The following is a 12,744-nucleotide window of genomic DNA, read 5'->3' as shown; positions in this document are numbered from 1 at the left end:
GCGTCGAGAATAAACAAACCCCATGTGGCCGCCACCAAGCCGCGGGGCTCGGCGGGGTTCCACATGGGGAATCGCGAAGGGGAGTGGGTTAGGTGTGCTCGGCGCGCACCCCGCCGCGCTTGTCAACCACAACACCGATCAGGCACAGCACCGTAAACGCCACGGCCACGGTGATGACCTGCATGCGGGCGCCGGTGTCGAAGAGCATGAGGATCGCCAACCCGGCCAGCAGGATCACTGCGACCCACGGCAACACGGGGTAGCCCCACATCTTCACCTTGAGGGAGCCCTCGGCCTCGAACTGCGGGCGCAGCTTAATCTCCGACAGGCTGATCATGACCCAGATCACCAGCAGCGAACCGCCCACGGCGTTGAACAGGATGGTGATGAGGTTGGCGGGACCCCAGATCTGCAGAGCCACGGACAGGAACGCGAAGACCAGCGAGCACCACACGGCGTGGATCGGCACCTGGCTGCGGTTGAGCTTGCGGAACGTCTTGGGGGCGTAGCCGGTCTTGGAGAAGCTGTACATCAACCGAGAGGTGGCGTAGATCTGCGCATTAAACGCAGACAGCAGGGCCAGCACAATGATGATCTCCATAAACACCACCACGCCAGGGATGTTAGCCAGCGCCAGCACACGAGTGAACGGGGAATCCGCCGCGCCGGATGCCTCGCCCAAGGTCTCGTAGGGCAGCAGGGCGGTGATCACGAACACCGCACCCAGGTAGAAGATCGAGATACGCCAGATCACCGCGCGCACAGCACTGGCGATGGACTCAGACGGGTGCTCGGACTCGGCAGCGGCGATCGTCACGATCTCGATGCCACCGAACGCGAAGGCCACGGCCAGCAGGCCAGCGGCGATGCCGGACATGCCGTTCGGGGCGAAATCCTTGAAGTGGCTCAGGCCGGGGGACTCGTAGTTGGGGAACAGGCCCAGCAGCAGGCCGATGCCGACCAGCAGGAACAGGATGATCACGGCCACCTTGATGAAGGCGAACCAGTACTCGAACTCGCCGAAGCCGCGCACCGCAGCCAGGTTCACGGCGGTGAAGAACACCACGGCTACCAGGCCCGGGATCCAGCCCGGCACCCCGAACCAGTTGCCCATGATCGCACCGGCGCCGGTGATCTCCGCGCCCATCACCATGATGAGCATGAACCAGTACAGCCAACCCAGGGAGAACCCGGCCCAGTTGCCGAACGCCATGCGGCCGTACGTGGCGAACGTGCCGGAGGCCGGGCGCGCCGCAGCCATCTCGCCGAGCATCTGCATCACGAAGATGACGATGATGCCCGCCACGAGGTAGGAGAGCAACACAGCCGGGCCAGCGGCCTTGATGCCCACGCCGGTACCCAAGAACAGGCCGGCGCCGATGGCGGAACCCAAGCCCATCATCGTGAGGTGGCGGGTCTTCAATCCTTTGCCCAGTTGGTTCGGCCCGTGGTGAGCCCCGGCGGTATTCGATTCTGCAGCCGCATCGTGCGTGGCGGCTCCTGAGGCGGGTTGTGCACCCGAGTGCGCGGAGTTAGACATACGTAAAATTAGACCACACGTGCAGGTGGGGATAGTAAGCGAACTGCAAAATTTCAGCCTAGGATCTGTGGGGATGAATGATTCAGAACAATCCCCGAACACCAACCACGCGATCGATATCCATGCCGATGTGGTCACTTTGACCGAACAGCTGGTGGATATTTATAGCGAATCGCACCATGAACAGGACATTGTCGATGCGTTGGAGCCCGCTCTGCGCACCATCGACAACGTGGAGGTCATCCGCCGCGGCAATACGCTCGTGGCGCGCACCCACCGCAATTTGGGGGAGAGAGTGGTCTTGGCCGGGCACATTGACACGGTACCCCCGGCCGATAATGTGCCTTCCCGCCGCGGCCCGGACCCCGACACGGGGGCTGATACGATCTTCGGCCTCGGTTCCGTGGACATGAAATCCGGCGATGCTTGCTACATCCACGCTTTCGCTTCGCTGGCGAATTCCCCGGATCTGCAGTGCGACCTGACCCTCGTGCTTTACGAAGGCGAGGAAGTCGCCACTAAGTACAACGGCTTGCACCACTTGGCCGAGGAATCCCCGGAGTTGCTCCAAGGTAACCTCGCGCTGCTGGGGGAGCCCTCGGCAGGCAAGATCGAGGCGGGTTGCCAGGGCACCATCCGCGTGAAGGTGACCGCCCACGGCGAGCGCGCGCACTCCGCCCGCTCGTGGCTGGGGCACAACGCACTCCATGACTTGGCCCGCGTGCTGGTCCGCGTGGCGGATTACGAGCCGCAGCAGGTGGAGATCGACGGGCTGACCTACCGTGAGGGCCTGAACGCAGTGGTCGCGGAGTCCGGCGTGGCCACGAACACCATTCCGGACGAGGCATGGGCTTTCATTAACTTCCGCTACGCCCCGAACCGCACCGTCGACGAGGCCTTGGCCCACACCTTCGAGGTGCTCGGGGTCGGCACGCCCGATCACCCGTCCGATGGTTTTTCGGTGGAGGTGGACGACGCCGCTGCGGGCGCCCTTCCCGGATTGGATCAACCGGCGGCCGCGGCGCTGGTCGCCGCCACAGGTGGAAACGTGGGGCCTAAGTACGGGTGGACCGATGTGTCCCGATTCTCCGGGCTGGGAGTGCCCGCCGTGAACTTCGGCCCAGGCAACCCGGGCCTGTGCCACACCAAGGACGAACGCTGCCCGGTGGCCGATATTGAGCAGGTCAGCGAGCAGCTGGTGGCCTTTTTGACCACGAAGAGCAACTAGGAACAATTCAAAGTTTTCACAAGCTAGGCCAGTGACTGGATCAGTGACTTGACTGTTGACCAGACCGGTGACTGGATCAGCGACGGCAAGAAAGGCACACCACCATGACCAACAGTGATTTCAGTATGCGGGGACCGCTGCTGCTGCGTGGCGAACAGCACCGCAAGAAGCAGGCATCCACCACCGACCAGCGTCTGCTGGATCAGCAGACCAACGTGGAGTGGCTGCACACCGACCCGTGGCGCGTCATGCGCATCCAATCGGAGTTCGTGGACGGCTTCGGCGCCTTGGCGAAGATCCCGAAGGCCATCACGGTCTTCGGCTCCGCGCGGGTCAAGCCCGATCACCCCTACTACGAGACGGGCCGGAAGCTCGGCGAACTCATCAACAAGGCGGGATACGCCACGATCACCGGCGGTGGCCCCGGCCTTATGGAAGCGCCGAACCGAGGTGCCAAGGAATCCGGCGGCATGTCCATCGGCCTGGGAATCGAGCTACCGATGGAGCAGGGGCTCAACCAGTGGGTGGATATGGGCCTGAACTTCCGGTACTTCTTCGTGCGCAAGACGATGTTCCTCAAATACAGCCAGGCATTCATCTGCCTGCCCGGTGGCTTCGGCACCCTCGATGAGCTCTTCGAGGCGCTCGTGATGGTGCAGACGGAGAAGATCCGTAGGTTCCCCATCATCCTCATCGGCAAGGAGTTCTGGTCCGGCCTGACCGACTGGATCCATGAGCGCCTCGTCACCGAGGGCATGATTTCACCGGAGGACGAGGACCTCTTCCACGTGACCGATGATCCGGAGGAAGCCATCAACATCTGCGTGGAGGCGCACAAGGACCGCGTGGAACACCTCAAGACCCGCCAATACGAGCTGCAGCGTCAGCAGGAAGCTATCGCTGAAGAACTCGACACCTTGGAACAGGAGGAATCCACCGAGGGCTAACCGCGGTGGGTAGCCTCCGATGGAGAGCAAGGTAGATTAAACGCTATGTACTGGATCATGTCTTTGGTGGGCGCCCTTATCGTGGGTGCGCTGCTGGCCTACCTCCTAGGCAAGGTCTTTGGGCGCGGCGAGGCTCTGCCGCCCGTGGCAAAGTCCGTGGTGGACCGCGAGCATGTCCGCCAGTGGCAGCAGATGCCCATCACCGCCGAAGGCATGAACAACGTGGCTTTCACGTTGTCCGCCCGCGGGTACAGTCCCCAGGAAGTTGATTACTTTCTGGATCGGGTGCAGCAACGACTGGCCGAATTGGAACACCTCGAGCGCAGTCAGGACAATCAGCGCAATCAGGATACGAATCCCGGAGGATATTCATCGTGACCCCTATCCCGTCCATTCCGCAGAAAGTAGTCCGCATCACCTCGGGTGCCCCTCAGGACGGCTCCGAGGTCATGCCCGTGAACATCACCGTGGGAACCGCGGGGGACATGGAGCTGCAGGCGGACGGGAGCTGGGCCATCGAGGTTCCGGAGAAGCCGACCCGTCCCATCGACCTCACCATGGGCTCCGAGTTTGCCGATGATGGCTGGCGCGCCGCTGGTGCAACAATCGTCCGGCGCCTCAACACGGTCATCGAGCACCACCCCGTCCGCGCCAAGAAGCACCTGGTGCAGATCACCGTGCCGGAGACCGCCACGGCGGAGAACCTCCGCTCGCTGGCCATCGGCCTGACCGTCGGCGGGCACACCTTTGTCACCACGAACCGCCGCCGCCCCGCGAAGGTGCGGCGAGTCCACGTGGTTCTGCCCGCTGGCCGCGAGACTGCCACGCTCGAGCGTGCTCTCGATGCAGGATCCGCGCTGGGCGCCGCCACGAGCCTGTCCCGCGATCTCGCCAATGCCCCCGCCAACGTGAAGTCTCCCGAGTGGCTGGCCACCCAGGCGCGCAATGTTGTGCAGGGCATCGAAGGCGTGAAGATCCGCCTGCGCGATGAGGCCTGGCTCAAGGACAAGGGTTTCGGCGGCATCCTCGCCGTCGGCAAGGGTTCCACCCGGCCGCCCTACCTCATTGAGCTGGTGTGGGACCCAGAGGTTGTGGGCAAGAAGCGCAAGCGCCAGACCGTGGTGTTGGTGGGCAAGGGTGTCACCTTCGATACCGGCGGCATTAGCATCAAGCCTTCCCAGGGCATGGACACCATGCGCACCGATATGACTGGCGGCGCCAGCGTGATCGCGGCCTTCCGCACCCTCGCGCAGCGCCAGGTTCCCCGCAAGGTCGTGGCGCTCATCCCCACCGCGGAAAACATGGTCGGCGGCAACGCTTACCGCCCCGGCGACGTAGTGGAACACTACGGCGGGATCACCACGGAAGTTTCCAACACGGACGCCGAGGGCCGCATGCTGCTGGCCGATGCCATCAGCTATGCCACCAAGAAGTTCAAGCCCGGCGTGATCGTCAGCATCGCCACGCTCACGGGCGCGGCAAAGGTTGCTCTGGGCCTGCGCACCGGCGCGGTGTTCGCGAAGAACTGGGGCGTGGGAGTCAAGCTCGCCCGCCGCGGCTCGGCCGTGGGGGAGCGCTGGTGGCCACTGCCCATGCCCGACTACCTGGAGGAGTCCGTGGATTCCTCCATCGCGGACGTCCGGCAGACCCCCAAGGGCCCGGGTGCCACGACCGCAGCCATGTTCCTGCGCCGTTTCTCCCGCGACGTGCCCTTCGTGCACCTAGACATCGCCGGGCCCGGCCGCGCGGAGTCCACCTATGACGAGGTCACCCCTTTGGGCACGGGCTTCGGTGCCCGCACCCTCATCCAGTGGCTCATGCGCTAGGATCCTCCGGCACGACTCCCCGTGACCCCCGCGGGTTGTCGCCGTCCACGGGTATCTTCCGTGGGTGCTGGGTTCGGCCGGGTTGGCCCAGTGGGATAAGATTCGGAACCGAACGCGAAACGCTATCGAAGACAGCGCGACGCAACGATTGACAACAAGAGACAGCATAATCAACATTATCAACGCGGAAGGACTGTGGCGTGCTTGCAGATGTGATTGACCTCCTGGCCGATCCCGTAGATGGGTCGCGGCTGACTGCGGGCGACGAGGAGTGGCGCACTCTCGTCTCCGAGTCTGGTCATAGCTACGACGTTGCACGCCAGGGGTACGTGACCTTGGCCGGTGGGTCCGGCCTGCGGTATTCGGGCGACGACGCCTCCATGATCCAAGCCCGCGAGACCTTCCTATCGGGTGGCCACTTTGCCCCGTTCGTGGAGTCCGTCACTCAGCACGTGGAAACCGTCCTCGACGATGGTGGAGTGGCACACGACGCCGCCCCCTCCATCGTGGAGATCGGCGCCGGCACCGGCTACTACCTTTCGCACACGCTGGATACCATCGACGGCTCCCGCGGCATCGGCATTGATGTGTCCACCGCCGCCGCCAAGCGGTTGGCCAGCGCCCACCCGCGCGTCGGTGCTGTGGTGGCCGATGCGTGGTCGCGGTTGCCGATCCGCTCCGAAAGCGTCGACGCCATCATGGTTGTCTTCGCCCCACGCAATGCTGCGGAGTTCGCGCGCATCCTGACCCCAGGGGGACAGGTGGTGGTGCTCACCGCTGAGGTCGGTCACCTCGGGGAGCTGCGCGAGCCCTTGGGCATCATCGACGTGGAAAAGGGCAAGGTGGATCGCATGATCGCCCAGGCCTCCGGTCACCTCGTGCCGGTCGAGCCTTCCGAGACGATCGAGTTCACCATGAACTTGGACCAGGCCAGCATCGCGGCGCAGATCGGCATGAGCCCGTCTGCTCGCCACATTCACCCGGACGTGCTGGCGGAGCGCATTGCCGCGCTGCCGGACACCATGGAAGTGACCGCCCGCGCGGCGATCACCCGCCTGGCTAAGGCCTAGGGGAGTCTGGGTTTAGTCCTCGAACAGGTCCTCGGCCACATCGCGGTCGGCGATGAGCGCCTCGGCCTGGAACCGCTCCTGCTCCTCCGGGGAGGTCAGTCCGGCGCGGCTGCGCATGATCTGCCGACCGGAGCTTTGCATGGAGGACTCCACCACAGCTCCCTCTGCGGTGGACACGTCGATGGATGCCACGCGCGATTCGCTGGGCATCGTGCTGGTGAGCGTGGCCGCGCCACCGTCGGCGAAGACCTCACACACGGGGGAGTCGTAGAAGATCGTCAGCGAGCCCGATTCGTCGGGGCCGAGCTCCGCGGAACGGCTGTCTCCGCCAGGGTGCCGGGTCACCGTCACCTCGGAGGCCTGGTAGGTGATCGTGGCCAGCGGGTCTCCGGATTCCCCGTTCACCGTGACCGTCACCGTGCCCTCGTGTGGCTTGATCCGAGCGGACCAGATGAACGCGTAATCGGAGAATGCGCGAACTGCGGAGGGAGCGCCGAGAATGTCCTGGTACAGCTTGCCCTCGGACAACGTGAGATAGCGCGGGGCGGACAGGCAGTTCGCCCACGTGGACTCGATGGACGGATGGGATCCCACGAGGCCGAACATCACCGGGTTGTCGAAGGGGATGATGCGCGGGCGAGTGAAATCGTGGCCGTAGTCGATCGGTCGGAAAGGCGTGCGGACGTTGAACTCGGTGCCGCTGAGGGTGCCCACCACGTAGCCAGCCACCTCCTTGGACTCTCCCTCAACGCCTTCGTAGGTGATGAACAGTACGTCGTGCGTTGCGCCCGTAGCGGCGTCGACCATAGAAACCATACGGGGGGCGAACGGCCGGGAATCACGAACGGTGCGCTCCGGCAGCTCGAGGGGGCCGAGGACCTGCCAAGATTGGCGATCGGCGGAGCGGAGCACGACGATGCGGGCGTCCTCGCTGCCTTCAAGCGCGAGGGCGAGCATGAGCCACGGCTGATCCGGGTAAGTCTGATCGGGGCGGTGGATCACGCAGGGGGTGACGAGGTCGGAGACTGCGTAGCGGGAATCATCCACGTCAATGGGCCCAAGGCGGCGGACGCGCGGGTCGGCGTGGGTGGGGTCATCCGAGACGTCCGTGAGCTCGGAGACATCGTCGATGGCTGCGCGGTGGATGGTGAACGTGCGGGGACCGCGCTGGCGGTGGGTGATGTGTGTGCCGAGGGCGTCGTCATCGGAGACGTCCTTGGGGTGGGTGACCACGAAGAAGAGTTCTGCAGCGCGCTCGTCGATGGCCACAGTGGAGCCGGCGAGGATGTCGATATCGTGGCCGTCGCCGCTGCCTTCGGGAACCACAACGTCGTCGCAGACGTCCCAGTCGTAGGCCACCTCGGAAGCGACCTGGTGGGCCCACCGCGACCCCGCGGACTCGCGCGGGCGGAACTGGTGGAACACGTGCATGGAGCCGTCAACGATGAGAGCACCGGCGGGTGCCTCAAGAACGCCGGTTTCGGCGGTGATGTGCAACTCCGGGCGGTGCTTATGGGAGGAGGAATGCATAACACCATTCATACCAGCGCTGCTGAAACGGTGCTGCAGGCCTCCGTGCTAGAGCAGTGAGCGGTACACGTCGACCGTCTGCTGAGCGATGGTCGCCCAGCTGAAGGTGTCCACGGCGCGCTCGCGGCCAGCCTGGCCGTATGCCTGCACCTTCTCCGAGTCCGCGAGGAGGGCATTGGTGGCCTCGGCGAGGCCGCGCTCGAAACCTTCCGCATCAGTGGGGTCGTAGTGGACGAGCTCGCCGGTCTGGCCTTCCACGACAACCTCGGGAATGCCGCCGACATCGCTGGCGATAACTGCGGTGCCGCACGCCATGGCCTCGAGGTTCACGATGCCCAGGGGCTCGTAGATGGAGGGGCACAGGAACGCATCGGCTGCGGTGAGGATTTCCTGGAGGTTCTCCTTCGGCAGCATCTCCTTGACCCAGTACACACCGTCGCGCTCCTGCTGGAGCTGGTGAACGAGGTCCGTGACCTCCTTCTCGATCTCCGGGGTGTCCGGGGCGCCGGCGCACAGAACAACCTGGATCTCGGGATCCATCTGGGCGATGGCCTTGAGCAGGTGCGGCACACCCTTCTGGCGGGTGATGCGACCCACGAAGCACACCATCGGGCGGGACTCATCCACGCCGAGCTCCTGGAGAACCGATCGGCCCGTTTCCTCCTTTGACGCGGCGAAGGTGGGGCGGGGCTGCCACAGCTCGGAGTCAATGCCGTTGAGCACCACGTGGATCTTGCCCGGGTCGAGGGCCGGGTAAGCATCGAGGATGGCATCCTTCATCTTGGCCGATACGGCGATGACGGCATCGGCGTGTTCCATCGCGTTCTTCTCCGACCACGAGGACACCTCGTAGCCGCCGCCGAGTTGTTCGCGCTTCCACGGGCGGTGCGGCTCCAAAGAGTGAGCAGTCACTACGTGCGGTACCCCATTTAGGAGGGAACCCACGTGGCCGCCGAGACCGGTGTACCACGTGTGGGAGTGGATGACATCGTTGCCGCCCACGGCGTTGGCCATTCGCAGGCCGGTGGACAAGGTCTGGATGGAGGCGTTGGCTTCAGCGAGCTCGGGATCGACCCCGTGGACGTAAACGTCCTGCTCATCGCGGGGTGCGCCCATGCAGTGCACATCCACATGCTCCAATTCGCGCATGTATCGGACGAGCTCCGTGACGTGCACGCCTGCTCCGCCGTAGATCTCTGGTGGGTATTCCTTAGTCAGCATCGCGATCCGCATACTTTTCAGCGTAGCCTGCAGCGCACATGCGGCGCGCGCCAAGGAAGAACTTTCCTCTCTCAGCCAGCGCGCCAGGCAAAATCTCACTAGTTTGGAAGATGTGAAGAGCACATCGAATGTCCTGTCCATTGTGCTGGCTGGCGGTGAGGGCAAGCGCCTGTACCCGTTTACCGCTGACCGCGCCAAGCCAGCGGTTCCCTTCGGCGGCAACTACCGCCTCATCGACTTTGTGTTGTCCAACTTGGTGAACGCCGGATACTACAAGATCTGCGTGCTCACCCAGTACAAGAGCCACTCGCTGGACCGCCACATCTCCCAGTCGTGGCAGCTCTCCGGCCTGGCCGGGCAATACATTACCCCTGTCCCGGCTCAGCAGCGCCTCGGCAAGCGGTGGTTCACCGGCTCCGCCGATGCCATCCTGCAATCCCTCAACCTTGTGTACGACGAAGACCCCGAGTACATCATCGTGTTCGGTGCCGATCACGTGTACCGCATGGATCCGGAGCAGATGGTGCAGCAGCACATCGAATCCGGTGCTGGCGTGACCGTGGCTGGCCTGCGCGTGGCCCGCAGTGAAGCCACCGCCTTCGGCGTGATCCAGGCCAACGAGGACGGCGTGATCGAGGAGTTCCTCGAAAAGCCCGCCGATCCGCCGAGCGTGCCCGATGATCCGGAGACATCCTTTGCCTCCATGGGCAACTACGTGTTCACCGCGCAGACTCTTATCGACGCGTTGAAGGCCGACGCCGAGGAAGAAGACTCCAACCACGACATGGGCGGAGACATCATCCCGCGGCTCGTCAAGACGGGCCAGGCGCACGTCTACGACTTCTCCTCGAACTACGTTCCCGGCGAGACTGAGCGAGACAAGGGCTACTGGCGAGACGTCGGTACGGTGGACGCCTTCTACGAGGCCCACATGGATCTCATCAGCGTGCACCCCGTGTTCAACCTCTACAACCAGAAGTGGCCCATCCACACCGCGGAGACGGGCAACCTGCCCCCGGCGAAGTTCGTCAAGGGCGGCATCGCTCAGTCCTCCATGGTCTCCGCCGGGTGCATCATCTCCGCGGGCACCGTGCGAAACTCCGTGCTGAGTGAAAACGTCATCGTGGAGGAAGGTGCGACCGTGGACGGCTGCGTCATCATGCCGGGCGTGCGCATCGGTAAGGACGCGGTGGTACGCCACGCGATCATCGACAAGAACGTGAAGATCTCGGATGGCACCATTGTGGGCGTGGACCGCAACAGCGATCAGGAACGCTTCACTATTTCTGCCGGCGGCGTGGTCTGCATCGGCAAGAACGAGGTCGTCTAGGCCTTTGTCGTCTGGGCCCGCAGGCGCTAGCCGACCTTCGTGATGATCGTCGCGCCCGCTCCCAAGGGCAGGCGCGCTACGCGTGCGGACTCGAGGAAGCGAATGGCCTCGTCCGCCTGACGGGCCTGGTTCGTCTGCCGATCCGTACGCTCATCGTCGGCCACGAGGCCATCCAGAAGAGTATCCAGCACAATGAGCACGCCACCGACGCGTAGCGCGGGTAGCGTCTGCTCCACGAGGGGCTGGATCTCCTCCACGGCGCATTCGGCCACAGCAAGGTCGTAGCTTTCCGCAGCGAGGCGACCGATGACATCGAGGGGGGAGCTCGGCAGGAAGCGGAACGTATTGGGGCGCTGCCCGGCATCGGCAAAGGCCTTCTTGGCGAGCTGCTGATGCTGCACCTCCGGCTCAATGCACGTGAGGTGGCCGGTCTGTGACGCGGCGTTGATGCCCTCGAACACGTGCAGGCCAAGTACACCGCACGCCGGGCTCATGATGATGCCCGTGGGGGTGTGGCCGGAGCTGGCTGCCTCGCCCGCTGCCTGGGCGGCAAGGAAGCGCAGGAATTCGCTCGTCATGGCGTCCGGCGTGAGCAGCCCGAACTCGCGGGCGGCTTCCTCGGCCGACTCGATCACATCATTGGTGTCGGCGGTTGCGCTCACGAAAGCGCGGATGGCCTCAAACGGGGATTCTGATGCAGCGTTCACAATGACAAACCATAGGTCACGCATGCGGCAACACTGGGGGAGGTTGTCGGCATGTCAGGGTTGGGCGTCGAAAATAGAAAAGAGAGTAAACGCATGTGAAAACTGTGACTGAACCAGAGACTGTGAAGCGAGGCAGTTTAGGGTTCACAGCAAACTAACAGTCCGAAAATAAGACTTTTGCACACAGATAAGCGACAATGTCTTCATGACCGCGGATCAGACCACAGTTCGGACCAGCACCGCCGATTTTGATGCCGGAATGGGTGAGATGCCAAGTTGGGCCGAGCTCGTCGCGGAACACGCCGACAGCGTTTACCGCTTGGCCTACCGCCTTTCTGGAAATCCGCAGGACGCCGAAGATCTCACGCAGGACACGTTCATGCGCGTCTTCCGCAGCCTCAAGAATTACCAACCCGGAACGTTCGAGGGTTGGCTGCACCGCATTACCACCAACCTGTTTCTGGACATGGTCCGCCACCGCTCCACCATTCGGATGGAGCAGCTGCCGGAGGACTACAACCGCATCGAGGGGTCCATCGCCAACCCGGAGGACATGTTCGACATGAACAACCTCGACCCGGCGTTGGAACAAGCCCTGGACACGCTCACGCCGGAATTCCGCGTGGCCGTGGTGCTCTGTGACGGCCTGGGCATGAGCTACGACGAGATCGCACAGACCCTGGGTCTGAAGATGGGCACCGTGCGATCCAGGATCCACCGAGCCCGCACGCAATTGAGGGGTAACCTGGAGAGGCACGACGGCGAATTGACGTTCGTCGGCCAGACCGTCGGGAACTAACCGGCGCCGCCGACCTGAGTGCAGGTGCGGTGTTCGCTCCCACGAGGATGCTGAAGGAGGATAGACCAGTGTCAGCAGTGCCATCCATGCCCTCGACGCCTTCGGGTTCGCCGAACGGCCCCCAGCGCGATGATCAGCATGTTGAGCAGCAGTCTCAGCAGCACCCTCAGCAGCACTCCGAGCAGCCCAGCGAAGGCATGTCGATCGACCATCTGTCCCCGGAGGCCATCGCCGCGCTTGTCGATGGCGAGCTGGGCCGGCGTGCCGAGCACCGAGCCAAGATCCACCTCGTTCACTGCAAGTACTGCCGGGACGAGGTCAATGCTCAGCGCCAAGCCGCGCACCGACTCCGTGGCTTGGCCACCGACGTTCATGCCTCCGGCACACTCATCGAGCGGCTGCGCAGGATTCCGGATCAAGCCGTGGCTGATTCCCCGCGCGACAAGTTTGGCCCAGATGGATGCCGCCGACCGGAGTCCATCTCAGATGCTGTGGACCTGATGATCCGCAAGCTCGGGCGGCGCCCGGGAAGCAAACCATAGGCAG

General features: G+C 63.9%; 12 protein-coding genes. 8 read left to right on the top strand and 4 right to left on the bottom strand.

Translation table 11 applies throughout. The features are described from left to right. Positions 1-88: 88 nt before the first annotated feature. Complete coding sequence (locus LA343_RS09535) at positions 89-1,540, bottom strand: amino acid permease (RefSeq protein ID WP_052337570.1); 1,452 nt, start codon at positions 1,538-1,540, stop codon at positions 89-91. A gap of 73 nt (positions 1,541-1,613) precedes the next feature. On the opposite strand from LA343_RS09535, the gene dapE reads away from it, so the two are divergent. The 5 genes from dapE (at position 1,614) to LA343_RS09510 (ending at position 6,611) form a co-directional block, all read left to right on the top strand. Further along, a complete protein-coding gene (gene dapE / locus LA343_RS09530; protein ID WP_052337569.1) occupies positions 1,614-2,768 on the top strand; it encodes a succinyl-diaminopimelate desuccinylase in 1,155 nt (384 codons plus the stop codon). Between the two features lie 104 nt (positions 2,769-2,872). Further along, positions 2,873-3,715 (top strand): LOG family protein, encoded by an 843-nt coding sequence (locus tag LA343_RS09525; RefSeq protein WP_025403100.1) that lies wholly within the window; start codon positions 2,873-2,875, stop codon positions 3,713-3,715. 45 nt (positions 3,716-3,760) lie between these two features. Continuing rightward, positions 3,761-4,093 carry a DivIVA domain-containing protein gene (locus tag LA343_RS09520; protein ID WP_025403099.1) on the top strand — a complete coding sequence of 111 codons (333 nt, stop codon included), beginning with the start codon at positions 3,761-3,763 and terminating at the stop codon, positions 4,091-4,093. After that, positions 4,090-5,541 (top strand): leucyl aminopeptidase family protein, encoded by a 1,452-nt coding sequence (locus tag LA343_RS09515; protein ID WP_025403098.1) that lies wholly within the window; start codon positions 4,090-4,092, stop codon positions 5,539-5,541. Before LA343_RS09520 ends, LA343_RS09515 begins: the two co-directional genes overlap by 4 nt. A 200-nt stretch (positions 5,542-5,741) precedes the next feature. Continuing rightward, positions 5,742-6,611, top strand: a complete 870-nt coding sequence (locus LA343_RS09510; protein ID WP_025403097.1) for a methyltransferase domain-containing protein — start codon at positions 5,742-5,744, stop codon at positions 6,609-6,611. 12 nt (positions 6,612-6,623) lie between these two features. On the opposite strand, the gene LA343_RS09505 is transcribed toward LA343_RS09510, so the two are convergent. Then, the gene (locus LA343_RS09505; RefSeq protein ID WP_025403096.1) at positions 6,624-8,141 is read right to left on the bottom strand and encodes a glycoside hydrolase family 32 protein; all 1,518 of its coding nucleotides are present in this window, start codon (positions 8,139-8,141) and stop codon (positions 6,624-6,626) included. A gap of 48 nt (positions 8,142-8,189) precedes the next feature. Continuing rightward, positions 8,190-9,374 carry a glycogen synthase gene (gene glgA, locus LA343_RS09500; protein WP_025403095.1) on the bottom strand — a complete coding sequence of 395 codons (1,185 nt, stop codon included), beginning with the start codon at positions 9,372-9,374 and terminating at the stop codon, positions 8,190-8,192. A 100-nt stretch (positions 9,375-9,474) separates the two neighbouring features. Here glgA and glgC point away from each other — a divergent pair, with 100 nt between their 5' ends. Beyond that, positions 9,475-10,692 (top strand): glucose-1-phosphate adenylyltransferase, encoded by a 1,218-nt coding sequence (gene glgC, locus LA343_RS09495; RefSeq protein ID WP_025403094.1) that lies wholly within the window; start codon positions 9,475-9,477, stop codon positions 10,690-10,692. 26 nt (positions 10,693-10,718) lie between these two features. Here glgC and LA343_RS09490 read toward each other — a convergent pair whose 3' ends face one another. Further along, positions 10,719-11,423 (bottom strand): O-methyltransferase, encoded by a 705-nt coding sequence (locus LA343_RS09490; RefSeq protein ID WP_182840968.1) that lies wholly within the window; start codon positions 11,421-11,423, stop codon positions 10,719-10,721. A 181-nt stretch (positions 11,424-11,604) separates the two neighbouring features. On the opposite strand from LA343_RS09490, the gene sigE reads away from it, so the two are divergent. Further along, positions 11,605-12,198: an RNA polymerase sigma factor SigE gene (sigE, locus tag LA343_RS09485; protein ID WP_025403092.1), complete on the top strand. Its 594-nt coding sequence runs from the start codon at positions 11,605-11,607 to the stop codon at positions 12,196-12,198. Between the two features lie 68 nt (positions 12,199-12,266). Beyond that, the gene (locus LA343_RS09480) at positions 12,267-12,740 is read left to right on the top strand and encodes an anti-sigma factor (RefSeq protein WP_224209151.1); all 474 of its coding nucleotides are present in this window, start codon (positions 12,267-12,269) and stop codon (positions 12,738-12,740) included. Positions 12,741-12,744 lie beyond the last annotated feature (4 nt).

This window comes from Corynebacterium falsenii, from assembly GCF_020099275.1.
GTDB lineage: Bacteria > Actinomycetota > Actinomycetes > Mycobacteriales > Mycobacteriaceae > Corynebacterium > Corynebacterium falsenii.
Note: the sequence above shows the minus strand (reverse complement) of the source record. Positions and strands in the feature narration are given on the sequence as shown.

Bases quoted from the DNA above. Each gene is read 5' to 3' on its own strand.
- LA343_RS09535 (WP_052337570.1), bottom strand. From the start codon at position 1,540: ATGTCTAACTCCGCGCACTCGGGTGCACAACCCGCCTCAGGAGCCGCC.
- LA343_RS09520 (WP_025403099.1), top strand. From the start codon at position 3,761: ATGTACTGGATCATGTCTTTGGTGGGCGCCCTTATCGTGGGTGCGCTG.
- LA343_RS09490 (WP_182840968.1), bottom strand. From the start codon at position 11,423: ATGCGTGACCTATGGTTTGTCATTGTGAACGCTGCATCAGAATCCCCG.
- LA343_RS09505 (WP_025403096.1), bottom strand. From the start codon at position 8,141: ATGCATTCCTCCTCCCATAAGCACCGCCCGGAGTTGCACATCACCGCC.
- dapE (WP_052337569.1), top strand. From the start codon at position 1,614: ATGAATGATTCAGAACAATCCCCGAACACCAACCACGCGATCGATATC.
- LA343_RS09525 (WP_025403100.1), top strand. From the start codon at position 2,873: ATGACCAACAGTGATTTCAGTATGCGGGGACCGCTGCTGCTGCGTGGC.
- sigE (WP_025403092.1), top strand. From the start codon at position 11,605: ATGACCGCGGATCAGACCACAGTTCGGACCAGCACCGCCGATTTTGAT.
- glgA (WP_025403095.1), bottom strand. From the start codon at position 9,374: ATGCGGATCGCGATGCTGACTAAGGAATACCCACCAGAGATCTACGGC.